This is a genomic window from Pontibacter ramchanderi (assembly GCF_002846395.1).
GTDB lineage: Bacteria > Bacteroidota > Bacteroidia > Cytophagales > Hymenobacteraceae > Pontibacter > Pontibacter ramchanderi.
The window spans coordinates 110,195-135,383 of sequence record NZ_PJMU01000001.1 but is presented as its reverse complement, the minus strand read 5'-3'; the positions used below and the strand labels follow the sequence as shown (position 1 = coordinate 135,383).

General features: G+C 53.1%; 18 protein-coding genes. 5 read left to right on the top strand and 13 right to left on the bottom strand.

Translation table 11 applies throughout. The features are described from left to right. Positions 1–4: 4 nt before the first annotated feature. Positions 5–4,012 (bottom strand): Ig-like domain-containing protein, encoded by a 4,008-nt coding sequence (locus BD749_RS00585; RefSeq protein ID WP_101442446.1) that lies wholly within the window; start codon positions 4,010–4,012, stop codon positions 5–7. Between the two features lie 239 nt (positions 4,013–4,251). Between BD749_RS00585 and BD749_RS00580 the strand changes: the two genes are divergently transcribed. Next, entirely contained in the window at positions 4,252–5,130 is an 879-nt protein-coding gene (locus tag BD749_RS00580) for a patatin-like phospholipase family protein (RefSeq protein WP_101442445.1), read from the top strand. Between the two features lie 41 nt (positions 5,131–5,171). On the opposite strand, the gene BD749_RS00575 is transcribed toward BD749_RS00580, so the two are convergent. Genes BD749_RS00575 through BD749_RS00560 form a run of 4 tightly spaced genes read right to left on the bottom strand, consistent with a single transcriptional unit; the run spans position 5,172 to position 9,300 of the window. Beyond that, on the bottom strand, positions 5,172–6,803 hold the full coding sequence (locus BD749_RS00575; RefSeq protein ID WP_101442444.1) for a phospholipid carrier-dependent glycosyltransferase: 1,632 nt from the start codon (positions 6,801–6,803) through the stop codon (positions 5,172–5,174). Between the two features lie 6 nt (positions 6,804–6,809). Continuing rightward, positions 6,810–7,460: a lipid-A-disaccharide synthase N-terminal domain-containing protein gene (locus BD749_RS00570; protein ID WP_101442443.1), complete on the bottom strand. Its 651-nt coding sequence runs from the start codon at positions 7,458–7,460 to the stop codon at positions 6,810–6,812. Continuing rightward, entirely contained in the window at positions 7,447–8,223 is a 777-nt protein-coding gene (locus BD749_RS00565; RefSeq protein ID WP_101442442.1) for a glycosyltransferase family 2 protein, read from the bottom strand. Before BD749_RS00565 ends, BD749_RS00570 begins: the two co-directional genes overlap by 14 nt. 12 nt (positions 8,224–8,235) lie before the next feature. Next, positions 8,236–9,300, bottom strand: coding sequence for an NAD-dependent epimerase/dehydratase family protein (locus BD749_RS00560; protein ID WP_101442441.1), 1,065 nt, complete (start codon positions 9,298–9,300; stop codon positions 8,236–8,238). A gap of 388 nt (positions 9,301–9,688) precedes the next feature. On the opposite strand from BD749_RS00560, the gene BD749_RS00555 reads away from it, so the two are divergent. Next, positions 9,689–12,355, top strand: a complete 2,667-nt coding sequence (locus tag BD749_RS00555) for a cation-translocating P-type ATPase (protein ID WP_101442440.1) — start codon at positions 9,689–9,691, stop codon at positions 12,353–12,355. A gap of 104 nt (positions 12,356–12,459) precedes the next feature. On the opposite strand, the gene BD749_RS00550 is transcribed toward BD749_RS00555, so the two are convergent. The 8 genes from BD749_RS00550 to BD749_RS00515 form a co-directional block, all read right to left on the bottom strand. Then, positions 12,460–13,644, bottom strand: coding sequence for a DUF3570 domain-containing protein (locus tag BD749_RS00550; RefSeq protein WP_180336288.1), 1,185 nt, complete (start codon positions 13,642–13,644; stop codon positions 12,460–12,462). Positions 13,645–13,661: 17 nt separating this feature from the next. Continuing rightward, entirely contained in the window at positions 13,662–13,889 is a 228-nt protein-coding gene (locus BD749_RS00545) for a DUF4266 domain-containing protein (protein WP_101442438.1), read from the bottom strand. A 5-nt stretch (positions 13,890–13,894) separates the two neighbouring features. Continuing rightward, complete coding sequence (locus BD749_RS00540) at positions 13,895–14,956, bottom strand: FAD:protein FMN transferase (RefSeq protein ID WP_101442437.1); 1,062 nt, start codon at positions 14,954–14,956, stop codon at positions 13,895–13,897. A gap of 28 nt (positions 14,957–14,984) precedes the next feature. Next, positions 14,985–15,455, bottom strand: a complete 471-nt coding sequence (locus BD749_RS00535; RefSeq protein ID WP_101442436.1) for a thioredoxin family protein — start codon at positions 15,453–15,455, stop codon at positions 14,985–14,987. Between the two features lie 232 nt (positions 15,456–15,687). Next, positions 15,688–17,118 carry a TolC family protein gene (locus tag BD749_RS00530; RefSeq protein WP_101442435.1) on the bottom strand — a complete coding sequence of 477 codons (1,431 nt, stop codon included), beginning with the start codon at positions 17,116–17,118 and terminating at the stop codon, positions 15,688–15,690. Beyond that, a complete protein-coding gene (locus BD749_RS00525; RefSeq protein WP_101442434.1) occupies positions 17,111–20,314 on the bottom strand; it encodes an efflux RND transporter permease subunit in 3,204 nt (1,067 codons plus the stop codon). Before BD749_RS00525 ends, BD749_RS00530 begins: the two co-directional genes overlap by 8 nt. A gap of 25 nt (positions 20,315–20,339) precedes the next feature. Further along, a complete protein-coding gene (locus BD749_RS00520) occupies positions 20,340–21,428 on the bottom strand; it encodes an efflux RND transporter periplasmic adaptor subunit (protein WP_101443562.1) in 1,089 nt (362 codons plus the stop codon). Positions 21,429–21,651: 223 nt separating this feature from the next. Further along, positions 21,652–22,014: a hypothetical protein gene (locus BD749_RS00515; protein ID WP_143741203.1), complete on the bottom strand. Its 363-nt coding sequence runs from the start codon at positions 22,012–22,014 to the stop codon at positions 21,652–21,654. Positions 22,015–22,195: 181 nt separating this feature from the next. Between BD749_RS00515 and BD749_RS00510 the strand changes: the two genes are divergently transcribed. The 3 genes from BD749_RS00510 to BD749_RS00500 are packed head-to-tail and all read left to right on the top strand — an operon-like array spanning position 22,196 to position 25,159. Further along, a complete protein-coding gene (locus BD749_RS00510) occupies positions 22,196–22,816 on the top strand; it encodes a class I SAM-dependent methyltransferase (protein WP_101442432.1) in 621 nt (206 codons plus the stop codon). A 38-nt stretch (positions 22,817–22,854) separates the two neighbouring features. After that, positions 22,855–23,697, top strand: a complete 843-nt coding sequence (locus BD749_RS00505; RefSeq protein ID WP_101442431.1) for a universal stress protein — start codon at positions 22,855–22,857, stop codon at positions 23,695–23,697. Between the two features lie 52 nt (positions 23,698–23,749). Further along, positions 23,750–25,159 (top strand): porin, encoded by a 1,410-nt coding sequence (locus BD749_RS00500; RefSeq protein ID WP_101442430.1) that lies wholly within the window; start codon positions 23,750–23,752, stop codon positions 25,157–25,159. Positions 25,160–25,189 lie beyond the last annotated feature (30 nt).

Genomic DNA, 25,189 nt, shown 5'->3' with positions numbered 1-25,189 from the left:
AAGCTTACTTAAGTACGGTTAACACGCCTTTCTGCACCAGGTCAATGTCCTTTACCTCGATGATGTAGAAATAAGAGCCCTCCTTGATCTGCCCGTCCTGACTACGACCATCCCAGCCCTGCTCCGGATTAGTGGTATAGAACAGTCTTCTGCCCCCGCGATCGAACACCTGGATACTCACCTCGTCATAGTAGCGTAACTCCGGCACGGTCCAGGTATCGTTCACGCCGTCACCGTCCGGCGAGAAGGCATTGACCAGTTTGATCGGGTTGGCCGGCTGGTATACCGCTTTGTTGAGGGTGAAGGTCTGTTCAAAACTGTTCTGGTAGGGATCGGTAGTACGCACCCGGATCTGGAAGTTGCGGATGCCCGACAACGCATTGGTTGACTTCAGGTATAGCTTGTTGTCTCTCAACTCGAAGTAGTCGTTGTGCTCGGCACCTTGCCCGTTCACCAGGGTGTAGGTATGGGTTTCGTCGTCCGGGTCGGTGGTGCTGAAAGTGAGTAATACCTCCTGTGGAGCCGCATTGGGTTTAAAGGAGTTCTGGCTGCTGGCAATGGCCGTCGGCGGTTGATTCGGCCGTACGGTGACCGTGATGGTTGCCAGGCGGTTGTCCTGGTTAGTTGCGTTCGGGCTAAGCACCAGCTCTCCTTTCAAGGTATAGGCACCTGCCTCCAGACTGTTGTAGTTGCCTTGCTGCCACTTTATATCCAGGTTCTCTTCTTCGCCGTTCGTATAGCGCACGCCTACCTGTGTGGGCAGTGGCAGGTTTTCGAAACCGGTGCGGAAAGGCACACTGATCGCCTCCAGGTTGTTGACGGCCGCAATATTTTTGGTCATTTTCACAACCTGCGCCCTGGCATCTGCTCCCCGATTTCCGGCGGCATCCACCTGGTAAAAGGTGAGCGTCAGGGTACCGTCATGCAATCCGCTGAGATCCAGGTTTTCTACCGTAAAAGAAGTAGTGGTGGCAGTGGCGGTTCCTGTCAGGCTGGAGCCGCCCTTGTCGCTGCCCATGGTATAGAAATAGGTAGCGCCCTGCTCCGCTCCCTTCACGCTGAATGAGACCTGCTTCTGGTTGCTGTGGTCCACTTTATCTGTCCCGAAAGCCACGGCGTACCCCGAAGGAGCTGTTCCGTCATAGCCGATGCGCAGGGTATTGGAAGCGGTATTGGGGTTTCCGGCCGCGTCATGGGCTTTGCCTGCCGCCACCAGCACCCTTACCTCACCATCGGCTGATGGCCTGATCTGGGCGCTATAAATCATATCGCCGGTCTTTGTAAATCCGCTCGCCGTGCCATTGGTCACGGTAACATCCTCTGCCGCAAAACCCGCTACTGCCTCACTGAATTGGAAGCGCACTGAAAAAGGTTCGTTGGTGAGATCCGGGGCCTCTGTACTCAGGACGACGGATGGGGCTGTGGCATCGAACTGGCGCTTCAGCATGTTAGAGGCGGTGTTGCCGTTACCCGCCTGGTCCTCTACCTTGGCAGCGGTCAGTTGCAAAGTTACCTCCCCGTCTTTTTCGGGGGTGAGCACCAAGGTATAACTGACATCCCCGGTCTTCTGCAGGTTGCTGAGTTTGCCATTGGTTACGGTAAATGAATTGAGCGCCAAGCCGGTGACAGGCTCACTGAAAGTAACGGTGACAGGTATAGCGGCATTGGTCAGGTCGCCTGCCGACGTGGCCAGCGTGACGGTGGGGGGCGCCACATCATACAGTCGCTTCAGTTCAGCTGCGGCCTCGTTTCCATTGCCAGCCGCATCATTTGCTTTGTTCTCAGCTAGGCTGACAACCACCTCTCCGTCGGCACTGGGGCTAATAACGGCGGTATACACCGTGGCACTTTCGGACTGTAGATTTCCAGCCGTGCCATTCTTAACCGTTATATCGGCTGCAGCGAAACCGGTTACGGCTTCGTCAAAGGTAAATTTCACGGTAAATGGGGCTTTTACCAACTGCGGTGCTTCGGAGCTGAGCACAACTTTCGGACGCTTCAGGTCATAGGCGAGTTCCAGTTTGTTGGAGGCGGTATTCGGGTTCCCGGCCAGGTCGGTGGTTTTGTCGGCAGCCAGACTGATGGCCATATTGCCCTGCGCGTTGGCGGGTGGCGTGAGGGTAGCCGTGTAAGTCGACTTACTGACTTCCTTCAGGTCGCTCAGCGTGGCACCCGTAACCGCGATATCGCCGGCCGTAAGGCCGTAGACTTCTTCCGTAAACTTAAATTGCACCTGAAAAGCCTCTTTCACTGGGGCTTTGCTTTCGGTGCTGATGGCTACCTCCGGGCGCGTCAGGTCAATGGTAACAACAAAGGCATTGCTTACCTTGCTCGCAGTGCCCGCTACGTCCGTGGCGATGGCAGTGAAACTATAAACGCCAGCCGGCAGGGCCGTCCCTTCGTAGCTAAAAGTCCAGTCGCCGCTGTCGTTAGCTTTCACTTTTCCCAACTCGCCGCGTTCAGCCTCGCTCACCGTCACTTCTACCCCATTCTGCGCCTTCCCTGACAAGCGAATGGTGTTATCGGACGTGATCCGGTCGTTGTTCACCGGCCCTCGGTCTTCGGTAAGGGCAGTGAAAGTTGGCGGTGTGGGTGGCTCCGTGATGATAGTCCAGGTATGGGTGGCTGGCGTGGCGTCTTTTCTACCGGCCGCATCTACTGCTCGCACTGACAAGGTATAGCGCCCATCAGGCATGTTGCTCAAGGTATAGGGACTGCTGACAACTTCATATGCAGCGTCATTCAGGCTTGCCTCAAAGTATACCGGGCTTTTGTTACTGGTAAATTCAAAAGTAGGTGATTTCTCTTTTGATATCTCTGCCGGTTTTTGGGTGATGGTGGTTTCGGGAGCGCTGGTGCTGGCCGTGGCAGGTTTTAGCAGCGGCTGCAGCACTTTAAACCACTGGTTGGCCATTTTCTGGTAACCCGATGGCGAGGGGTGCAGGCTGTCGTCCATGTCGCCTCCCTCATTGGCCAAACGGTATATGAGCCCAGCATCGCGTTCCATGTCCACTACAAGCAGGCGGTCGCTTTTGGCGCGGATGCGGTTCTCGGCCATGGCGGCCACCTTTGCATTGAAGCGGGAGGTATATTCAACTGCCGCGGGGTCATTTTCCTGGCGAACCCGGTTGATGATCAGGGCCAGTACGATAGTTACCTCCTTGTTCGCACGGGCTTCGTAGGCATCCACTTCATCCAGTATGGCGCCCATTTCCGAAATGGTCTGATCGTCGTCCGAAACACCATACTGCCCACCATTTGTACCCAGGTGCAGCAGCACCACATCCGGGTTGAAGCGATCCAGATAAAGGCCGGAGGCCCCAGATGTGACCAATTCGTTTGCCTGGTTGCGGTAACTGCCGGTTCGGAGCAGGCTCACAATATCGCCGGTGCGCGAACCAGAGAAACCAGCATGCTGGTCGTTGGTCAGAAAAGCACTGCCCGAGCGCTCACTGCCCACGTAAGTGAAACGGGCGCTGGCCCCCATCAGCAGATCGTACAATTGCTTGCGGTAGGCTATGCGCTGGGCATCGGGCCGGGTGTCGCTGAAGCGGGTGCCGTGTGTATTGGAGTCGCCAAGAGGCATGATGTTAAACGTCTTATTCTGCGCGTGAGTGGTTGCACTCACCGTACTGCTCCAGGGCGAATCGCCGGAACCGGTAACGGCCTTCACCCTGTAAAAATAACGCTCGCCATAGCCCAGGCCGGTGTGGCGGTAGGTGTAGATCGTTTTGCCGCTCACCACGGGCACGGTAGCAAGCACTTCGTATCCGGAGTTGGCCGAAAGCGACTGTTCCACCACGTATTGAGTGGCGCCTGTCACGGTATTCCATTGCAGGGTGATGGCCCCGACCAGCGAGGGTTGCGCCTTAACCCCAACTGGCGCAGTGGCAAAGAAAGCGTTGGAAGCGGCTGTGCTTGTGCTGCCTGTGAGTGCGGAGACTAAAAAGAGTACTAAAAAAATGGTCAGTCTGGTTTGTTCTCTATAGACGAAAGAGTAAATCTTATTCATACAATACTAAAAGAGTCGAATGTAAGCGCCCAGCCAGGCTTTAATTAGGATGGTTCAGAGGGCTAAACGAAAATTGACTGCACGGGTTGAGTAATTATACCAGAATATATAGTGATACTTCATTCTAATCGAACGGAATGCACGCCAAGCATAGGTATAGAGTGACTCTAAACCGCTGGGAAGCTTTAGTTGACCGCCTGTCATGAGATGTTGTGCGAAAAAGCTTAACTTGGTCTGGCATGAATAAAAAGAAGGTACACCTGGTGCTGGGAAGCGGCGGCGCGCGCGGTTTGGCTCATATTGGCGTAATTGAGGTGCTCGAAGAAAATGGCTTTGAGATCGTTAGCGTGGCGGGCTGCTCCATGGGCGCGGTGGTGGGCGGGCTCTTTGCAGCCGGCTACAACCAGGCCTACAAAGAGTGGATGCTCACCCTGACCAGAAACATGGTCTTCAACCTACTCGACTTTACCTTTACGCGCCAGGGATTTATCAAGGGAGAAAGAGTGTTTAACTTTCTGCGGGAGGTAACCGGCGACCAGGAAATCGAAAACCTGAAAGTGCCTTTTACGGCCGTTGCCACCGACATGCTCCGCAACGAAGCAGTCACTTATACCTCCGGCGATCTCTACAAAGCCCTCCGTGCCTCCATTGCTATACCTGGTGTGTTCACGCCCGTGCTCGAAAACGGCCAGTTTCTGGTAGATGGCGGCGTGCTCAACCCGCTTCCGCTAGACCTGGTGCGCAAAAAACCAGATGAACTGGTGGTGGCGGTTAACCTGAACGGACCAGCCACAGAGGAAAAAATGGTACAAAAGGTGAATGAAAGCCCGGAAGCAGTGTCGGCCCTCCTGAAATGGCTGCATCTGACCGGGCAGGATGGCGAAAGTGTTTCGGGTCATGCATCCCCGCTCACCGATTACTCGCTCCGGGAACTGCTGCTTCTGACCTACAACATGACGCAGGACCGCCTGACAAGCCTGATGCTGCAGACGTACCCGCCCGAAGTACTGGTGGAAATACCCCGGAACTCCTGCTCTACCTTCGAGTTTTACAAAGCCAAAAGCCAGATCGAACTGGGCCGCGAAACCTGCCTGAAAGCCTTGGTGCCCTATACCTGAAAATAACTGAGCCGTTCGTAAGTTCACTTCAACCGGCTAGTTCAGTAATAGACGATCCACACTCCTACCTGCTTTTTTTGGGTAAACGGCGTGCTCAGCCAATTCCTTTTTATAGGAAGGGCTTTCTTGGAAACCAGCACCGCATGATGCTGGAGCAAATTCTGAATCCTGACCGAATCCTGTTTATCCTGAAGGCGGAGCAGGTAGTTGCGCCATGCTTCATTTTGCTCGAACTGTGTTTCGCGGATAAGGCTGTGGTGCTCATCGCTAATCGAAACGATATCCTTGTTCAACTCAAAGGCCAGCGAAGGAAGCAAGCGATCATACACAACAATGGTTCTGCCCTGCAGGCCTTTTTCCCTGATCAGGTCGGCCAGTTCTTTACTGGATTTTATTTGCTCGCCGTTAGCCCCCAATAAATGCGTCGAAAAGGGCAAGAGGAGCAGTGTGAAGGCAAGTGCTGCACCCGTCACCTGCCCTACCCCCGGGTTTGCAAAACGCCAGATCAGGTATAGCACCACCAGCATCAGCGCTGCAACGCCAACCAGCGGCAACGGGACGCTTAAATCAGTAGGCAGCCAGCGCAGCAACAGTAACCCGAGCCCCAACAACCCCAGGTATACGAAAGTGAAAATGGAGATTATGCGAAGCTCTTTGAGAGACAGCTGGTGCAACAGCCAGGAAACCAGCAAGGCTATACCTGCGAGCATGGGCAGCACATACAGGATAAGCTTAGAACTGGAGAAAGAGAAAAAAAGCAAAGGCACCAGCAGCCAGAGAAAAAACAAGCGCTTATGATTTACTGAAAGCAGGCGGAGTTTACGCAGGTATAGCAAGAGCATGGCTGACCAGGGCAAACTCAGGAGCGGAATATAGGCGATGTAAAACCACCAGGGCTCGGAACGGCTGAAGGTTTCGGGACTGGTATAGCGCTTCACGATGTGGTTCAGGAAAAAGTAGTCGACAAATTGCCGGTCCTGCCACATGAGGTACACGTACCAGGATGCGCTCAACAACAAAAACAGCAGGAAGGCGATGAAGTGGTGCGAAACGCTGGCCTTGCCGGTAGCATGAGGCAGCCTATACCCTATCGCGACAAGCACCGGGAAAATCAGCCCCACCGGCCCTTTGGTGAGAAAGGCTAGCGCCAGGGCTAGATAAAACAGGTATAGCCAGCCTACTTTTTTGACAGGTTTATACCTAAGCCAGGCCCAGATGGCCAGTAACTCAAATGTCGCCAGAAAGGAATCGGTGGTCAGGTTACGGGCAGCGATGAGCACGGCCGGAATGGTGACATAAATGACAAGGGCGGTTAAGGCGATCCTGCGCGATTGAAATAATTCGTTGGCGATCAGGTAGACCAGCAGGGCTTGTGCCAGCAGGGAGAACTGCAGAAAAAAACGCACGCCAAACGCATTCACCCCGAACAGGCCCATGCCTGCCGCCGAGATCAGGTAGGTGACAGGTGGCTTGTGGAAGTGCTGAATGCCGAGCAGACGCGGGTGCAGCCATTCGCCGCGCACCAGCATTTCGCGACTGATCTCGGCATAGCGGGCTTCGCTCGTTTCGATGACGCCCCAGCCTCCCAGGTTGTAGAGCAAGGCCAGTAACAGCACAAGAAGCAACACGGCCACCAAGGTATGGTCCTGCATACCTGCAAAGGTTCGCTTCATAGCCTGTCAGGAAACGGTGCGTTGACTGGCCGACTGCTTTTGCAGGCCCAGGTATAGGTTTCGACTGTAGGCCACTACACCCACCACTTGCCCGAGCAGCAAGACCGGGTCAAGGCGCAGCACGGCATAGGTCACAATCATCAGGCTGCCCACCAGGCTGATCACCCAAAAACCATTCGGCAAGATCGACTCCTGTGCCAGTTCGGAGTAATACCACTGGTACACAAAGCGAAGCGTGAAAATAACCTGTCCCGCCCCACCCCAGGCTATGAGCAAACCCGACACATTGCTGTGCTTCCAGATATACGCCAGGCTGTACGCATCCCCGAAAAGCAACCAGACGAATGTGGCGATCGGGAACAACAGCGCCGGCCAGCGCACCCAGCCGGGCAAATCACCCCAAACTCCTTTGAACTGCAGGTTGCGCAAATAGATCAGGTACGAGACCACCTGCCCACCGATGATCACCAGGTCCTGCCGGAACATGCCGTAGAGCATCAGCAGAAAAGAGGCCAGCAGGCTGAAGGTCCAGAAAGAGGTAGGCGACAGCACCCTTCCGGCCCGCTCCGACTTGATCCATTGCACCAGGATGCGCGCAGAAAAAAGCGCCTGCGCCATCAGCCCCAGACTCAGTATGCCTATTTCAGACCTGCTCATGCTGTGCGGCTGTCTTGTTCACGGATTGTTCGGCAATGGTATAGCTGATGTAGCGTTTGCGCATCCACCGGAAGGCGAAGGTATCGTTCAGCGGCCCCCAGATGCGGTTAAACAAGTGGTATTTGGAAGTGCCCGCATAGCGCTCAAAATGTTGTACCGGCACCTGCTTTACTCTGCCGCCCTGCAATTGAATGAGGGCAGGCAGAAAGCGGTGCATGCCGTCAAAAAATGGCACCCGCTTCGCATAGGCCGCATCCACAATTTTAAGCGGACAGCCCGTGTCCACAATGCCGTCGTTGATCATGCGCCGTCTGAATCCGTTGGCGATGCGGGAGGAGATTTTCTTCACAAAGGTGTCCTTTCGCTTCATCCGGATGCCGCACACCATTTCGTATTCCGGCAGGTGCTCGAAAAATAGCAGAAAATCGAGCGGTGAGGTTTGCAGGTCGGCGTCGATGTAGCCAATGTAGGTGCTCTGGCAATGGTCTATACCTGCCTTGATGGCCGTACTCAGCCCTTTGTTCTGGCTCAGCGAAATGTAGCCGTAATGCTGGCGTCGGGCACATATTTCACGCATCATGTGCAGGCTGTTGTCTGTCGAGCCATCGTTGATGAACAGTACCTGCGCAGGCATCGGCGACTGCGGAAGGAAAGCATCCAGGGCCTCGCTGAGTCGCAACAGGCACTCGGCTTCGTTGTATACCGGCACCAGTATCGTGAGGGTTGATTTTAAAGGTGCTTCACTGTAGAATTCATTTACCATACCTTTATCTTTTTATGCAGCTTTTTCAGTTGGCATTGTGGTGTAGTAGGCCTTAAACCAGTCCAGGAACTTTCCTATACCTGCTTCCAGGGTCGTGCGGGGCCTATACCCAGTGGCCGTCACCAACGACTCCACATCGGCATAGGTCACGGGCACATCGCCGGGTTGCATTGGCAACAGGTCAATGTTGGCCTTTTTGCGCAAGCCGCGCTCCAGCAAAGCCACCATTTCGAGCAGCTGCACAGGCTGGTTATTGCCAATGTTGTACAGGCGGAAAGGGGCTTCGGTAATTTTTTTCTTTTTAGTGACTTTAGGAGCACGTGTCAGGAGTTTCATCACACCGGCCACCACATCGTCTATGTAAGTGAAATCGCGCCACATGTTGCCCTGGTTGTAAAGCCTGATCGTACGCCCTTCGGCAATGCACTTAGCAAACTGATAGCAGGCCATATCCGGTCTTCCCCACGGACCATACACCGTAAAAAAGCGCATGCCTGTGGTCGGGATACCGTACAAATGGGCATAACTGTGGGCCATCACCTCGTTCGCCTTTTTGGTGGCGGCATAAAACGAAATCGGCTGGTCTGTTTTATGGTGGGTGGCGAAGGGGATTTCCACATTCTGACCGTAGACTGAGCTGGAAGAGGCAAACAGAAAATGCTTGACAGGATGCTGCCGGCACGCTTCGAGCATGTTGGCAAAGCCCACCAGATTGCTCTCCACATAAGCCATCGGGTTTTCCAGGCTATAGAGCACACCGGCCTGCGCAGCCAGGTGCACCACCACATCGAACTGCTTTTCCTGAAACAGCTTCTCCAGCGCGCTCCTGTCTGTCAGATCGAGCATCACAAATTGGCTGAATGGGGTTGTGGCACTCCGGATACAGGTACCGTACCCGATCTGTGATCTGTCAAAGCCCTGCTCTTTCAGGCGGTTATACTTCAAATCAGGGTCGTAATAGTGGTTGATCACATCCAGTCCCACTACCTCCAACTCTTTCTCCTGCAACGCCATCACCACATGGTGGCCGATGAAGCCAGCACTTCCTGTAACCAATATCCGTGTTTTTCTCTTCATGGTGCTGTGGAGCTATCAGTTAGGGACTTAGGTCTCATACGCAATAGAATAAATACGTATAACACCATAAAAAAACAAAAGGATACAAATTTTTATTTCCAGAAATTTGCTTAACCGTTATACTTAACTTTCCTTCTACATCTGTTGTGTTAGGTAGAAAGTGGCCATTGTGTTCTTAGTAAATTTTGTGAGCATTAACCATAAACAGGTTTAACAGAATGTGCCAATTCCCCAGATTTACTATCCCTGAAGCAGATCACAAAATCAAGCTTGCCGTACTGCCAGCCATTCTATACCTTCGGGTTGTAGTCTTTTGTACCAAGCCTGTCCGGTATACCCAAAACCTTCGCGATCTTCGGATCACGCTATAACTTAACGATGCAGCGCCATGTGGTTCTCCAAACCAATCGAGACCGTTCTCACTGACCTCGCGGTAAACCCGACACAGGGCCTATCGGATGCCGAGGCTAAGACCCGCCTGAACAAGTACGGACCCAACAAACTGACAGCCAAGAAGAAAAAGAGCGTCATCCAACTATTCCTGGCACAATTAAATGACTGGCTGATCTACGTGCTGTTTGCCGCCGTGGTGATCACCCTGTTCATGGGCGAGTACATCGACTCCATCATCATCGTGACCGTGATCATACTAAACGCCGTGCTGGGTGTGGTGCAGGAAGTGAAAGCGGGCAATGCCATCGAAGCGTTGCAAAAGATCTCCTCCCCCAAAGCACTCGTGCGACGGGATGGGGTTGTGCAGGAAATTGATTCTGAAGCGGTGGTGCCTGGCGATGTACTGGTGCTGGACACAGGCAGGTATGTGGCCGCTGACCTGCGCCTGCTGGAGTCAGCCAACCTGCAAATAGAGGAATCGGCCCTGACTGGTGAATCGGTTCCTTCTCCTAAAGACGCCTCCATTACCATGGAAGCCCCCAACACGCCGCTCGGTGACCGCGACAATGCGGCCTTTATGTCCACGCTCGTGACGGCGGGCAGAGGCATGGGAGTGGTAGTAAGCACGGGCATGCAAACCGAGGTGGGCAAGATCGCCACCATCATCCAAACCGAGGAAGAAGGTAAAACACCGCTTGAAGTCAGGCTGAACCACCTCGGCAAAACCCTCGGCAAGTTCGCCATTGGCATCTGTGTGCTGATCTTCTTAGTGGCGCTGCTGCAGGGCCGCGACCTGGCCGAGATGTTCCTGATCTCAGTGTCGCTGGCCGTGGCGTCTATACCCGAGGGACTGGCCGCCATTGTGGCCATTGTGCTCTCGATCGGGGTCACGAGCATGTCCAAACGCAACGCCATCATCCGCCGCCTGCCAGCCGTGGAAACGCTGGGCTCCGTCAACATCATCTGCTCCGACAAAACGGGTACCCTCACGCAGAACAAGATGACGGTGATGAAATACTTTACGCTGGAGGGGGAGACAACGGTAAAGGCTGGTAATTTGCCTACGGCGGATGCTACCCTACTGGCCAGCGCCATGGTGCTTTGCTCGGATGCCACCTACCAAAACGGCGAAGGCACAGGCGACCCAACCGAAATAGCCCTGCTGCTATTGGCGGATGACTTAGGTATAGACCGTGCGGCCTTGGCGCAGCGGCACAAACGCCTTGATGAGTATGCGTTTGATTCGGACCGCAAAATGATGTCGACCCTGGTAGAGGCCGACGGCAGGTATCGGGTTTATACCAAAGGCGCCATCGACAACTTGCTGAAGATCGCCACCCAGGTGCAGGAAAACGGCGTGGTGATTCCCCTCACAGAAGCACATAGACAAGCCTTTCAGGAAGCGACCCAACGCATGTCGGAGCAGGCGCTGCGCACCCTGGGAGTTGCCTACAAGCCGACAGATAAGCTGCTGGGTGCTTCGGAGATGGAGCAAGACCTGATTTTGCTGGGCCTTGTGGGCATGATGGACCCGCCACGCACAACGGTAAAGGAATCGGTGCACCAGGCAAAGGAAGCAGGCATCACCACAGTCATGATCACAGGCGACCACAAAATCACCGCCTTCGCCATCGCCCGCCAGCTAGGTATAGCCGACCAGCCAGGTCAGGTTATGACGGGCCAGGAAATAGACGAGCTGACGGACAGCGAGTTTAGCCAGCGGGTAAGCGATTTCCGCATTTTCGCACGTGTTTCGCCAGAGCACAAGGTGCGTATTGTGCGGGCACTCAAAGCGCAGGGCAACATTGTGTCGATGACCGGTGATGGCGTGAACGATGCGCCCTCGCTCAATACCGCCGACATTGGGGTGGCCATGGGCATTACGGGTACTGACGTGGCCAAAGGCGCTTCCGACATGATTCTGACTGACGATAACTTTGCCACCATTGTGTCGGCCATCGAGCAGGGCCGGAACATTTACAACAACATCCGCAAAGCTGTCCTCTTTTTGCTTAGCTGCAACCTGGGTGAGGTCGTGGCCATGTTCATCACGCTGATGATTGGCTGGGAAGCCCCCTTGATTGCTACCCAACTGCTCTGGATCAACCTCCTCACCGACTCCTTGCCAGCCGTGGCGCTGGGTATGGACCCCGGCGACCCGGATGTGATGCAGGAAAAGCCGCGCGACCCGAAGGAAAGTTTCTTCACGGGCATTGCGGGCTGGCGTGTCATGGGGGGTGGCCTGCTGATTGGCGTACTCACAATTTTCGCCTTCTGGTTCGGCTACTACGAGCACGGCTACAGTCCGTTTGACAAAGCCGTGCCCACTGAAACACTGGAGAATGCCCGAACCCTGGCCTTTATGACATTGGTGGCGAGTCAGCTGTTTTATGCCCTGGCCATGCGGCATCAAACCAAATCCATTTTCCAGTTGGGCCTTTTTTCGAACAGGTACCTGCTGGGTGCTATCCTGATCGGACTTGGATTGCAGTTAATTGTTATTGCCACTCCTTTCATGCGGGAGGCTTTTAATCTGACAATACTGGATACCCAGGGCTGGTGGATGGTTTTGCTGCTCGGACTGGTTCCATTGCTGGTAAACGAATTAGGAAAGATCTACCTGAGGGCGCGCAGAAAAAAAGAGCGAACAGCACGAAATTAATGTATATCCTGTAACCAGCTAAAAAAGGCTTAGCAAAACGCTGATGGGACAAATCGCTGAAGGCAAAACCTAATATTGGCACACCAGTACTTTCAACCACAAAGCTATTTGCTGGCAGGTAACGTGAAGTTCAGATCCGTGCTGATGATAAAGGCTTTCAACCCATCGTTACGCCAGTAGCTGGCGCCCCGCAGCTCTATCCCTTTCAGGGATGTTTTATTCTTGCCAAAGGGCAGGTTGAATTTGGCTATGCCTGACAGCGGCGAGTAGCGCAGTCCCAACCCTGCCTTGTGGCTGGTGAAGCCCGCCAAGTCGTAGTCGGAAGTATAGAACTCCTGACTCAGGCTGTGCGCTTTGTAGGGGGCAAAATAGTCCGCGGCCGTTTGGGTATGGAAGCGATAAAAAGGATAGAACGAGAAGAAAGGTCCGAACTTGATGGGCGTCTCCAGCTCGATGGTATTGGCCGTTATGCCCCAGTTGTCGCTGTAGAAACGGTAGAAAAAACGAGACGTTACATAGTCGTTCAGGTAATAATTCACCCGCAACCCGATCGGGTACTTCAGCCGCTGATTGGGTAATTGCTCTACCTGCGCCTGTGCTTGTTCCTGAAAGTATACTCTGTGAAAAGGCGTAGAAAGCAAACCCGACTGGTACACGATATCGGTGCTCAGCGAGGCCTGCATTTTCTGGTTGATCACCTGCGACAGGGTAGCCGACAGGTTGTAGGATTGTCGCTTGTTGGTGCTCACCCAAGGAGCTCCCTTGCGCAGTTCTTCGGGATAAATCAGCGTCCAGGTATCGTAGTAGATCATGCCCGTCAGGCTGAGTTCGCGGTTACCGTCCCGCGACTCCTGCGCCCAGCCCGCCCCCACCGACAGCGACTGGTAATCGTACTCAGTAGAGCCTCCAACAAAGAGGCTTCGGGTGATGCGTGACAAAGAATTGCGGCGACTCAAGCCGATGTTCAGGTGCGTACGCAGGTCCGAGCTCGACGCCGACGACACGTTGTAGTCGATGTTGTCGGTGGAAGCGGAAGAGTAGAAGTCCATCCCGAAGCTGATGTTCAGGTGGGTCACCGTATCGAGCGGCACATTCACAATAATGGTCGGGGTAACATCAGTCAGCTGCTCCGTTCCAATGCCTCCCGTAACGGGCGAATGGTTGCCATCCTGACTGTAATAGCTCCCCAGGATATTGACTTCAGCAGGGTCCAGTTTTCGCACGCGCCGCGCAGGGGCAGTCGTGCTGGTGGTTTGCGCAAAGGCTGTGGTAGCGAGTGTGTAAGCCATTACGAGCCCGATATACCTTAGTTGCATCCGCACCCCCCTCCTACTTTACCTCCGTTTGCACCCGAGGCACCCTCACGGTATGATTGAAAATTGGTTTCGAAACGCTCCAACTTGCGGGCGCTCAGCTTCATCTCCTCCTCGTTCAACAAGGTTTTCTGGTAAGGCTTCACCACCTCACAGCCACTTAGCAGCACAAGCGATAACAAGGCGCCTGCTACTTGAAAATAGACTTTCGTGTGTGTCATCCCGATTACATTTTAGAGGTTTTGGCAGGTATAGCCGCCTTAACAGGCTGCGGCTTGTTCTGGTAATAATGCAGGTGCAGGTTTTCTGACGTGACCATTTCATCCTGATCGGTGATCATGAGGCACTCTACCCCTTTTAACTGGTTGATCAGGTATAGCCCCTCCTCACGACCCAACACCATGGTGGCCGTAGCCAGGGCATCCGCGAGCTCTGCATCAGGACAAATAATGGTCACACTCTTCAGGCCAGTGGCAGGATAGCCTGTGCGGGGGTCTATGATATGGGCGTAACGTTTGCCACCGATCTCGGCAAACTTTTCGTAGCTTCCAGATGTCACGATGGCGGTATGGTCGGCGGTGAGCCAGGAGAATACCTTGTCTTTCTCGGCAGGGTCGGCAATACCAATGTACCAGGGCTGACCGTCTGCCTGCTTACCCCAGGTGATCAGATCGCCCGCTGCGTTCACCACCCCACTCCTGATGCCCATTTTGCGCATTACGTCGCGGGCCCTGTTAGCAGCGTAGCCTTTGCCAATGGCCCCGAACCCGATCTTCATCCCCTGTTCCTGCAGGTATACGCTGTGCGTTTCAGGTATAAGCTGTATTTTATTGTAGCCGATGTGACGTATGGAGTTCGTCACCGTCTGCGAATCAGGCAAGGTTTTCATGGAGCCATCGAACTTCCATACCTTATCAGCCGCCGCCCAACTGATGTCGAACGCCCCGCCTGTTAACTCCGAGATGCGCAGACTACGGCGGATAAGCTCGTACAATTCTTCGTCCACAGAAACGGCCATGCCACCCGCGCTGCGATTGATGGCGCTGGTTTGTGAAGTCGGTTGCCACTCCGATATTAGTGCTTCGATTCGCTGAATTTCCGCTATACCTGCCTCTATGGCCTTGTTTGAGAGCTGCTCGTCTTCCGACACAGCCACCAGCTCAAAGCGGGTACCCATCAGCAAGAGTACTTTCTTCTGCGTTTTCAGCGCCTGTTGGGGAGTCTGCGCCTGTGCTGCACCATGCATCAGGAGCAGTGCAGCCAGTAGGGTGTTTAGTAGCTTATACATTGCCATGAAGCTTTAAAGTGAATGGTAGTTACTTCTGGTGCAGGAGTTGCTCCAAGTGCGCAATGTATTGGTCGGGGCCGCCCGCCTGATAGCCCGTTTTACCTAAAACCTTGCCTTGCTCATCGGTCAGGACAACCAGCGGAAAAACACCCTCCTGGTTATATCGTTCAGCCAGTTTCTCGTTGTATTTTTTCTGTTCCTCAGGGAGTTGGTTCTTTTTAAAACGGGGGAAGTCCAGCTCCAGCAACACGAAATGGTCTTTGGCATAGCTCTGAAACGCAGGGCTGTCCCATACCTCTTTGCGCAGCATGATGCAGGGTTTGCACCAGTCGGAGCCAGCAAAAACCATCAGGATCGGTTTGTGCTCCGCCGCTGCCTGTTTGGCGGCTGCTTCGTAGCTGTGCTGCCAGGTGTTTTTGTTTTGGGTAGTTTGCGCGCTGGCCGCAAAGCCAGTCAGCAAGAAAGTCCAGAGGAGGACCGCTGAAAATAGATGCTTCATAATCACCAGATAATTTGTCAGACAATAGCTTATATTCCTCCTGTCGGAACGAATTTTACTGCAGAAAAATCAGTATGTAATAGTTTTCCTGAACAAATGAAGTATCTGGTGCTGTGTATGTTGTAAACGACATAGCATGGTTTCCTGTTGTACCTAAAGGCACCTTTTTCTAGGCTAAGCAAAGAAGAATTGCTCTGCTCTATTCAAACAGACACAGCACCAGGTATACTCATTATTTCCAGCCGCCGCCCAAGGCACGGTATACCTGCACTCTGGCAATTAGCTGCTCTTTCTTCGTTTCAATCAACTCAAACTTCGCCTCCAGCGCTTCCCGCTGGGTCAGGAGCACCTCCATGTAATCGGCTCTAGCCGAAGCGAACAGGTCCTTTGAAATGCTAACCGAATGGTTGAACGCCTCCACCTCCCTGGATTTCAGGTCATAGCTTTTCTCCAGGTTATCGATCTTCGACACCTGATTAAGCACTTCAATGTAGGCTTTCAGGATGGTGCGCTCGTAGTTGAAGACCGCCTGCAGTTGTTTGGCATTGGCACTGTAATAGCTGGCCTTTAGCGCATTTCGGTTGACCAAAGGAGCCGCCAAATCGCCAGCCAGGGTATACAGCAAGGACTCAGGATTCAGCAAAAAACTCGGGTTGAACGCTTGATAGCCTATACCTGCAGTGATGCCTACGGATGGGTAAAACAAAGCTTTGGCCACTTTTACATCCAGCTTGGCGGCAGCCAGTTCCAGCTCCGCCTGCTTGATGTCGGGGCGGTTCGCCAGCAATTGCGCAGGTATACCTGCCTGCACGGTGGCAGGTGTCAGCTGCACGAAGGCACCTGTAGGGCGAATTATTGGCTGCGGAAATCTGCCGACCAGAAAGTTAAGCTGGTTTTCGGTCTCGATGATTTTCTGCTGAATGTCGTACTGCAGCCGCTGCGTATGCAGCAGCTGCGCCTCAAATCTGCGAACAGCCAGTTCGGTCACACGGGTAGCTTCCTTCTGCACCTTCACGATGCGCAGGGCATTTTGCTGCAGTTCGATGTTCTGTTGCACAATCGCCAGTTCGTTGTCCAGCGCCAGCAACTCGTAGTAGGCATCGGCTATCTCGGAGATCAGGTTGGTCACCATGAAGTTTCGCCCCTCTACTGAAGACAGATAGCGGTAGACCGCTGCTTTTTTGGCGTTGCGTAGCTTGTGCCACACGTCCACCTCCCAGTTGGCAAAAGCCCCCACCATGAAATCAGGCACAGGCTCGGGCATGGCCCTATCACCTTCGATATTAGTGTTGGCCTCCATGGCGCCGATGTTGGTAAAACGACCCACTTTGTCTACGCCAGCGCCCGCCCGTATACCTACCGATGGCAGGTATTCCCCTTTGCGGACCCTAACCTCGTTTTTAGAGATCTCGATTTCCTGCAGTGTGATGTTTAGCTCCTGGTTGTGCTGCAGGGCCGTATCGATCAGAGCGGCCAGGTAGGGGTCATCGAAATAGCTTCTCCAGCCAAAGGTGCCTGTATTGGTGGTATCCAGCGAGTTGACGTAACTCGCTGGTACCGCTCTGTTCTCTGTTTTTTGAATAGCCGATGGGGTCACACAGGCCGTCAGGCTAAGTGCCAGACAACCTACTCCCAGGCATTTATAGATGATTTTCTTAAGCATTGTACTCCACTTCTTCGGTTAAAAGTTCTTTTTCCTCCAGCACGCCCAAGCTCTCTGTCAACGGGGTTTCGTGCTCAAATCTGATCAGGTGACGACCATCGGCCAGGTGCGCGAAAATGTAGTACAAACCAGGCACAATGATGACACCGAAGATGGTACCGAACAGCATGCCGCCGAGCGCTGAAGCCCCGATGGTGCGGTTACCGATGGCACCTGCACCCGTCGCGATGATCAGCGGAATCAAACCAGCGATAAAAGCGAAAGAAGTCATCAGGATTGGGCGGAAACGCACTTTGGCACCCTCAATGGCAGCATCAAAAATGGTGGCGCCCTCCTGTCGCTTCTGCACGGCGAACTCCACGATCAGCACGGCGTTTTTACCTAGCAAACCGATCAGCATGATCAGACCTACCTGGGCATAGATGTTGTTTTCGAGCCCCATCAGCTGCAGCACCAGAAACGAACCGAACACCCCGACTGGCAGCGAGAATACCACGGCCAGCGGAATAATAAAGCTCTCATACTGGGCTGCTAGCACGAAGTACACAAACACCACCACGATCAAGAAAACATAAAGCGCCTCGTTGCCCCTGCTCGCCTCGTCATACGACAAACCCTCCCAGGCAATGTCGTAGCCTTTTGGCAGCGTCTCTTTGGCCACCTCCCGCACCGCCTGTATGGCATCGGCCGTGGTATAGCCTTTGGCTGGTAGTCCCTGGATGGCGGCAGAGTTGTACAGGTTAAAGCGCATGACCTCGTTCGGGCCCTGCGTTTTCTTCAGCTTCATAAATGCCGAGTAAGGCACCATTTCGCCCTGGTCGTTGCGCACGTACAGCTTCATCACATCCGAAGGCAGCCGTCTGAATTGCGGGTCGGACTGCACGTATACCTTAAAGAACTGGTTGAATTTGATAAAACCCTGCTCGTAGGTACTGCCTATTAAAATGTTGAGGTTCTCCATCGCACTTTCAATCGACACGCCTTTCTGCATGGCCAGTTTGTTGTCGATCTGCAGTTCGTACTGCGGATAGTTGGCGGCGAAGAACGTGAACAGCCCCGAAAGTTCTTTGCGCTTGCGCAGGTTGTCCATGAACTGTTGGTTTACCTTGTCAAACTCGTGGTAATCGGTTTCGGAGTTTTTGTCCAGCAAGCGCATCGAGAAACCACCCGAAGAACCAAAGCCAGGTATAGCGGGTGGTTCAAAGAACTCGACCACGGCACCCAAGCCATGCGATTTCTCCTCCAGCTCTTCCATGATCTCTTTCACGTTGTGATGGCGCTCTGACCAGGGCTTCAGGTTGATCAGACAGGTACCCGCGTTGGATCCCCTGCCCTCGGTCATGATCTCGTACCCCGCCAGCGACGACACCGACTCCACCCCATCAATCTCTTCGCAGATCTTCTGCAGTCGCTGCGACACCTCGTTCGTTTTCTCCAAAGTAGATCCTGGAGGCGTCTGGATGATGGCGTAGATCGTGCCCTGATCTTCGTTCGGGATGAAACCAGACGGCAGCACCTGGTTCTGCACAAAAATGGCAGCGCCGAAAGCCACGAGAATGGCAAAGGTCAGCCACTTACGGCTCACCATGTTTCGCAGCAAGCTTACATACCTGCCCGTCAGTTTCTCGAATCCACGGTTAAAGCTGTCGAGCGACCTGGTCAGAATGTTTCTCTTCTTCTCCTTTCCATGATGGTTCTTGAGCAACATGGCGCACAGCACGGGCGTCAGTGTAAGCGCAACCAGGGCAGAAATGACAATGGAGCTAGCCATGGTAATGGAAAACTGGCGGTAAAAGGTACCCACAGGACCCGACATGAACGAGATGGGCAGGAACACCGCCACCATCACCGCCGTGATCGCGATAATGGCCCCGCTGATTTCACCCAGCACTTTTCTAACGGCATTGTAAGGCGACAAATGCGGCTCTTCCTCCATTTTAGCATGGACGGCCTCTACCACCACAATCGCGTCGTCCACCACGATACCGATGGCCAGTACAAGCGCAAACAGAGTGACCAGGTTGATGGAAAGCCCGAAGAACTGAATCACAAAAAAGGCCCCCACCAGCGACACAGGCACCGCCAGGATAGGTATAAGGGTAGAGCGCCAGTCGCCCAGGAAGATGAACACCACGATCGCCACCAGTATAAAGGCGTCCCGCAAGGTATGGATCACTTGCTCAATGGAGGCGTCAAGGAACTGCGACACGTCATAGCTGATCTTATAGTCCATACCTGGTGGGAAGTATGGACGCATTTCCTCCAGCTGGGCTTTCACGTCGGCAATCACATCGCTGGCGTTGCTGCCGTAGTTCTGCTTGAGTACTATCGCCGCTGACGGCTTACCGTCGAGGTTTGAGTAAATGTCGAAAAACTCGCTACCGAGCTCGACTGTGGCGATGTCTTTCAGATGGATGATCTCGCCCTCGGCATTGGCCCGCACAATAATGCCCTCGTACTCCTCGGGTTTGTTATACCTGCCTTTGTAAGTGAGCACATACTCCAGCGACTGCGCGGCTATACCTGAGCTCTGCCCCAAACGGCCTGGACGACCAATGATACTCTGCTCCTCCAGCGCTTTCATCACCTCGTCAGACGAAATGTTGTAGGCTCGCATACGGTCAGGGTTCAGCCAGATACGCATGGCATAGCGGCGGCTACCCAAAATCTGCGCCCGCGCCACCCCTTTGATGCGCTGTATCTCTGGGATCATCTTCACGGTGGCGTAGTTGAAGAGGAACTTCTCGTCCATGCTTTCATTCTTGGAGTAGAGGTTCACATACATCAACATACTCGGTTGAACGGGCGTGATCACCACGCCTTCGCGCTGCACCAGTTCAGGCAGCAATGGCATTACCTGGTCCACACGGGTTTTCACCCGCACCACCGCATCGTTGGGGTCAGTGCCTGGCTCAAAAATGATACGCAGCGTGGCCTCCCCCGCACTGGTGGCATCGGTGGCGATGTAGCGCATGCCTTCCACGCCGTTGATGGCCTGCTCGAGCGTGATCAGGGTCGAGTTCACCAGCACGTCGGCACTGGAGCCAGGGTAGGCGATGAAGATATTGACCGTGGTCGGGGCAATATCGGGGAACTGGGAAATCGGCAGCTTTTTAATGGCCAGCGTTCCCACAAAAACAATCATGACCGATATCACAATCGCGAATACAGGCCTGTGTATGAATTTACTAAACATGTCTTTTGCTATTTAGATGACCTGGCTACTCGGCATACAAGTCTAGCTGCGCGAGTACGGTAGCAGGTGCTACAAATTGGGAATTGATCTTTTCGTTTTCGCGTACCAGGCGTAAGCCCTCCAGCAGAATCTTGTCGTTCTCCTGCAAGCCTTTCTGCACCACGTAGATGTGCGGTATTTCGGCCTCGATGGTGATTTCACGCGAACGCAGCACATTGTCCTTGTCCAGTACATACACGTATTTCTTGTCCAGCACTTCGTATGTGGCTTTCTGAGGGATCAGCAGCACGTTTTGGAGCGGAATTTCCATGCGAATATTACCCGTTTCACCATGTCGGAGCAGGCCTTCAGGGTTCGGAAAAGTTGCCCTGAACGCGATGTTGCCTGTTTCGTGGTTGAAGTCCGCCTGTATGGTCTCGACCACGCCCTGGTGTGCAAAAAGCTGGTTGTTGGCCATTAGCAGGCGCACAGTGGTGGCCTGGACGTTGTCAGCTTTGGTCTTGAAATCCAGGTACTCGGCTTCGGGCACGTTGTAGTATACCCACATCTTGCTGTTGTCCGAAAGCGAAGAAAGTAACTCCCCCTCTTCCAGCAGGCTTCCTTCTCTCACATGAAAGCGGCCGACAATACCATCGAAAGGTGCTCTGATCTCGGTAAATTGCAAGTGCACTTTAGCCAGTGCAACATCCGCCTTGGCCTTATCCCATTTGGCTTTGGCCATCGCCAGTTCGTTTGGCGACACAATGTTGCCGTCTGCCAGCTTCTTAGTGTTTTGGTATTCGATCTGGGCAAAGTTGGCTTCTGACTGTGCTTTCTGCAGCTCCGCTTCATACAAATTGGGCATGATCTTGAACAGGAGCTGGCCTGCCTTCACCACCTGCCCCTCGTCTACATAGATCTTCTGCAGGTAGCCTCTTTCCTGTGCCCTGAGCTCGATATGGCGAATCGCATGCACCTGACTGACATAGTCTTCGGTGATGGTCGTGTCCATTTTCAGCGGACTGGTGACCAGGTACCTGGTATGGGCTTCTTCTACTTTCCCCCCTTTCGAGTCCGTACAACTGGCCTGGCACAATAAGGCACACGCTCCCATAAGCATGAGAATACTCTTCATGATGTTCATGATGGTTTTGATTTAATAAATAATGATAGATGGAGTGAACTAAATAGTGTGTATCAAACAGATACATAGACAGCAGCCCATGCATAGCTTTCGCTAAGTGTGCTGCAGAAATAAAAAATGGGGATATGGTAGTTAGGCTCTAAAGGCCAGGAAACGGCAGAACATAGAGCGAATGCTGCGTAAGGTATGGCAGCCTACCAGAAAAGATAAGTTCTTATAGTCGGAAAACGGAGTGCAGGATATAAACAGCAGGTAGCCTGTCTTTGATGGCCGCCCCGTAATGCACCAGAAAGTGTTTGTTGACCAGCTCAAAATCGGGCTGGTAGGAATAGAAAAGGGTGCTGCCGTCTAAAAGCGGCAATGAAAAGGGCGTTGTGTCGTCTTCCTCGTGTTCCTTGTTTACCTGCAGTACTTGCAGTTCAAGAGAAGTTTTCTTCAACACATGCTGACGGTCGTGTTCCGGCAGCGTGTCAGCCGAAACGGCCGGTGAATTGATCACTGCAGCAGCAATAGCATAGCCTCCCGATAAATTCAGGCAGGTAAGGCTAATAAGCAAAAGCAACAGAAATCTTTTCAAAATAACAGTCTCATCAGTTTTCGGACAGCCACAAAGGTATATGGAATTGTTGAGATCAATTACATGCCCCAACAATTAAATTAATACAAAAAGTTTAAAAATAAATCGACTATGTAACCATAGTCACTGAAGATCGTGCCGCTATGGCTGACTTTTGTACTGTATATTAAATAAAGACACGATGCAGCAATTCTGGAACGAACGATACGGCCAACAGGAAATGGCCTATGGGCTTGAACCAAACGACTTTCTAAGGGAGCAGTTACATGTTCTGAAGCCTGGCAGGCTCCTGTTACCTGCCGAAGGGGAAGGCCGCAACGCCGTGTTTGCCGCAAAGCAAGGTTGGGATGTGCTGGCCTTCGACTACAGTGAGGCCGGGCAAGTCAAAGCATTGGCGCTGGCTGCGCAGCAAAGTGTCAGCATCGACTACCGATTGGCTGATGCCGGAAGCTTTACCCTTGAACCGGAAAGCGTAGATGCCGTGGCCTTGGTTTATGCGCACCTCCCCGCACCTGTACGCCTAGGCCTGCACTCCAAAGTACAGAAATGGCTCAAACCAGGTGGCGTGGTCATACTGGAGGCATTTCATCCCAAACAACTGGGCTATACCTCCGGAGGGCCTAAAGACAAAACGATGCTCTACACGGCCGACCTGCTTGAGCAAGACTTTGCAGGTATGGAAATAAAGGTGCTGGAAGAGCAAGAAGTCGTCCTACATGAAGGGGTATACCATAGCGGCCCGGGCTTTGTAACCCGCTTAGTGGCCGCCAAAACAACAATAGAAACAATACAAACAAAATAATCAACAGTCAGCGCTACAAGCAATTACCAAATCACACAATGGAAAAGAGACTCAACATCATGGTGCCGATGGACTTTACCCCGGTATCTTTCAAAGCACTGGAATTTCTCGCTTTTCTGATGGACAAAACGCCGGTGGATACGCATCTGGTGCATGTCATTCAGGTAAACGAGGCAGAATGGGCAGGCACAGCCGATTCTTCTGAGAACCTGGACAAAAGTCAGATTAAACAGTTGGAGCAGCAAGCTACGACAGGTTTTGAGGAGATCAGGAAGCAGGTGAACTTCGAATTCAGCAGTGCAGTGGTATACGGCGGTCTTACCAGCGGCCTGACGAGGTATGCCGAAAAGAACGGCATCGATCTGATCATCATGGGAACAGAGGGGGCCGATGGCTGGTTTGAGCGCATCTCGGGTTCTGAGGCGCAGCATGTGGTGCGTTTCACTACGGTTCCGGTTATCACCATTCAGAGAGACGCCTCCATTACGCCGATCAAAAACATGCTGTGGGTGGCAGATTTCAGCGCCGAAAAACAGCCGGAAAAAACAGTGAACACCATCAAGACACTGCAACAACTATTCGGGGCGCAACTGCACCTGCTGCAGATCATCGATAAGGAAGACGACCTGAAACTCGACAGCATCATCCAGCAGATGCAGCGCTTCGCCAACAGGCTGCAGTTGCAAAACTACGAACTGCATTTCCGCAGCGATAGCAAGGTGCCGGCCGGGGTGCGCAACTTTAATCAGGAGTCGGATATGGATTTAGTGCTGATCGGAACGCACGGTCGCAAAGGTTTCAGCCATATCTTCTATGGCAGCATCGCCGAAACTTTGGTGAACCACTGCATCCGTCCGCTCCTCACCTATCATTTAAAATAATTAGAAACAGCCCGGGCAGGTATACCTGCCCCGGTTATCAAACGCTATACCTATGCCTAAAAAAATGGCGCTGTCAGCTGCTCTATACCTTGCAACGATCTGGGGAAGCGTCTCTGCGCAGGAGCATACCAGCCCACATACAGCACCTGATTCAGTTGCTGAAAACGACACGGTGCAGATCCGGAGTGTGCAGGACCTTTTCAGAAAGGGCGAAGTAGAGGGACATGTGCGCAACTATTTCATGGCTACTTTCAACTACGGTGCCCTGTCCGACAATTACGCCAATGCCATTGGGGCCGAAATCGGGTATAAGACGGCCTCCCTTTACGGATTCCGCTTCGGTTTCGCCGGTTTGTTTACCTACAATCTGTTCTCGTCCGACATCTGGGAACGAGACTTCATTTCAGAGAAACACCCGAAGCTTGAATTGGAGCTTTTCGATATCGAAGATCCGCACAACAAAGCCGACCTCGACCGTCTCGACGAGCTATACCTGGAATATAATTCCGCCAGAATCAGGGCCAAGGCAGGGCGTTTCAGTTTTAACTCCTCCCTGATGAATGCGCAGGATACACGCATGAAGCCTTACTCTTTTCAAGGTATAAAATTACAATTCCCGCTGCAGCAGAATGGCCTGTTTACGCTGGCCTGGTTTGATCACTTCTCTCCCAGAAGTACGGTTTCCTGGCTCAGGGCGGATGTATCCATCGGTGTTTTTTCGCCAGGGGTGGATGCAAATGGTAATCCGTCGGGCTATGCGCACCACACGCAAACCAGAGGCGTAGCTGTGGCGGGCTTGCAGTTACACCCGAATAAGCGACTCAGTGGGGAGGCCTGGAACTATTGGATCGATAACGTATCGAACAACAGCTATGGCAAAGCGGTAGTCGTGGTGGCACCTCAGGTGAAGGCAGGTATAGAGGCTTTGTATCAGTTCCAGGTGGGCAACGGCGGCAATCCTGAAAGTACGCTGGTATACTTCCCGGATCAGAAACAGTGGCTCGCTGGAGGTATGCTGGCCTATGAACCCAACAAGCTGCACCTGTCGCTCAACTACCTGCACACCGATGGTGATGGGCGATTTCTGTTTCCAAGGGAATGGGGACGTGAACAGTTTTTCGCGACCATCCCGAGAGGTAGAATGGAAGGTATGGGCAAGTCGGATCTGCTGGTGGCAAAGGCCTGTAAACAATGGGCGGGTAATTTCTCCTCTGAGTTTTCAGTAGCCAGGTCGTGGCTGCCGGCGCCCAACGATTACAGGTATAACAAGTATGGCGCCATGTCTTACTGGGGCTGGGTGGCCGACTTAAACTACACTCCTACCAAGCCGGTGCTGGGCGGGCTCAGCTTCCGCTTGCTTTATGTAGGCAGGTCGTCACCCGACAAGGATATTCCGCTGAAGGACATGTACTACAACACTAATTTTCACAACATCAACTTTGTAACGCAACTTACTTTTTAGGTATACCCGACTAAAAATAACAACAATTTA

Bases quoted from the DNA above. Each gene is read 5' to 3' on its own strand.
- BD749_RS00585 (WP_101442446.1), bottom strand. From the start codon at position 4,012: ATGAATAAGATTTACTCTTTCGTCTATAGAGAACAAACCAGACTGACC.
- BD749_RS00580 (WP_101442445.1), top strand. From the start codon at position 4,252: ATGAATAAAAAGAAGGTACACCTGGTGCTGGGAAGCGGCGGCGCGCGC.
- BD749_RS00575 (WP_101442444.1), bottom strand. From the start codon at position 6,803: ATGAAGCGAACCTTTGCAGGTATGCAGGACCATACCTTGGTGGCCGTG.
- BD749_RS00570 (WP_101442443.1), bottom strand. From the start codon at position 7,460: ATGAGCAGGTCTGAAATAGGCATACTGAGTCTGGGGCTGATGGCGCAG.
- BD749_RS00565 (WP_101442442.1), bottom strand. From the start codon at position 8,223: ATGGTAAATGAATTCTACAGTGAAGCACCTTTAAAATCAACCCTCACG.
- BD749_RS00560 (WP_101442441.1), bottom strand. From the start codon at position 9,300: ATGAAGAGAAAAACACGGATATTGGTTACAGGAAGTGCTGGCTTCATC.
- BD749_RS00555 (WP_101442440.1), top strand. From the start codon at position 9,689: ATGTGGTTCTCCAAACCAATCGAGACCGTTCTCACTGACCTCGCGGTA.
- BD749_RS00550 (WP_180336288.1), bottom strand. From the start codon at position 13,644: ATGGCTTACACACTCGCTACCACAGCCTTTGCGCAAACCACCAGCACG.
- BD749_RS00545 (WP_101442438.1), bottom strand. From the start codon at position 13,889: ATGACACACACGAAAGTCTATTTTCAAGTAGCAGGCGCCTTGTTATCG.
- BD749_RS00540 (WP_101442437.1), bottom strand. From the start codon at position 14,956: ATGTATAAGCTACTAAACACCCTACTGGCTGCACTGCTCCTGATGCAT.
- BD749_RS00535 (WP_101442436.1), bottom strand. From the start codon at position 15,455: ATGAAGCATCTATTTTCAGCGGTCCTCCTCTGGACTTTCTTGCTGACT.
- BD749_RS00530 (WP_101442435.1), bottom strand. From the start codon at position 17,118: ATGCTTAAGAAAATCATCTATAAATGCCTGGGAGTAGGTTGTCTGGCA.
- BD749_RS00525 (WP_101442434.1), bottom strand. From the start codon at position 20,314: ATGTTTAGTAAATTCATACACAGGCCTGTATTCGCGATTGTGATATCG.
- BD749_RS00520 (WP_101443562.1), bottom strand. From the start codon at position 21,428: ATGAAGAGTATTCTCATGCTTATGGGAGCGTGTGCCTTATTGTGCCAG.
- BD749_RS00510 (WP_101442432.1), top strand. From the start codon at position 22,196: ATGCAGCAATTCTGGAACGAACGATACGGCCAACAGGAAATGGCCTAT.
- BD749_RS00505 (WP_101442431.1), top strand. From the start codon at position 22,855: ATGGAAAAGAGACTCAACATCATGGTGCCGATGGACTTTACCCCGGTA.
- BD749_RS00500 (WP_101442430.1), top strand. From the start codon at position 23,750: ATGCCTAAAAAAATGGCGCTGTCAGCTGCTCTATACCTTGCAACGATC.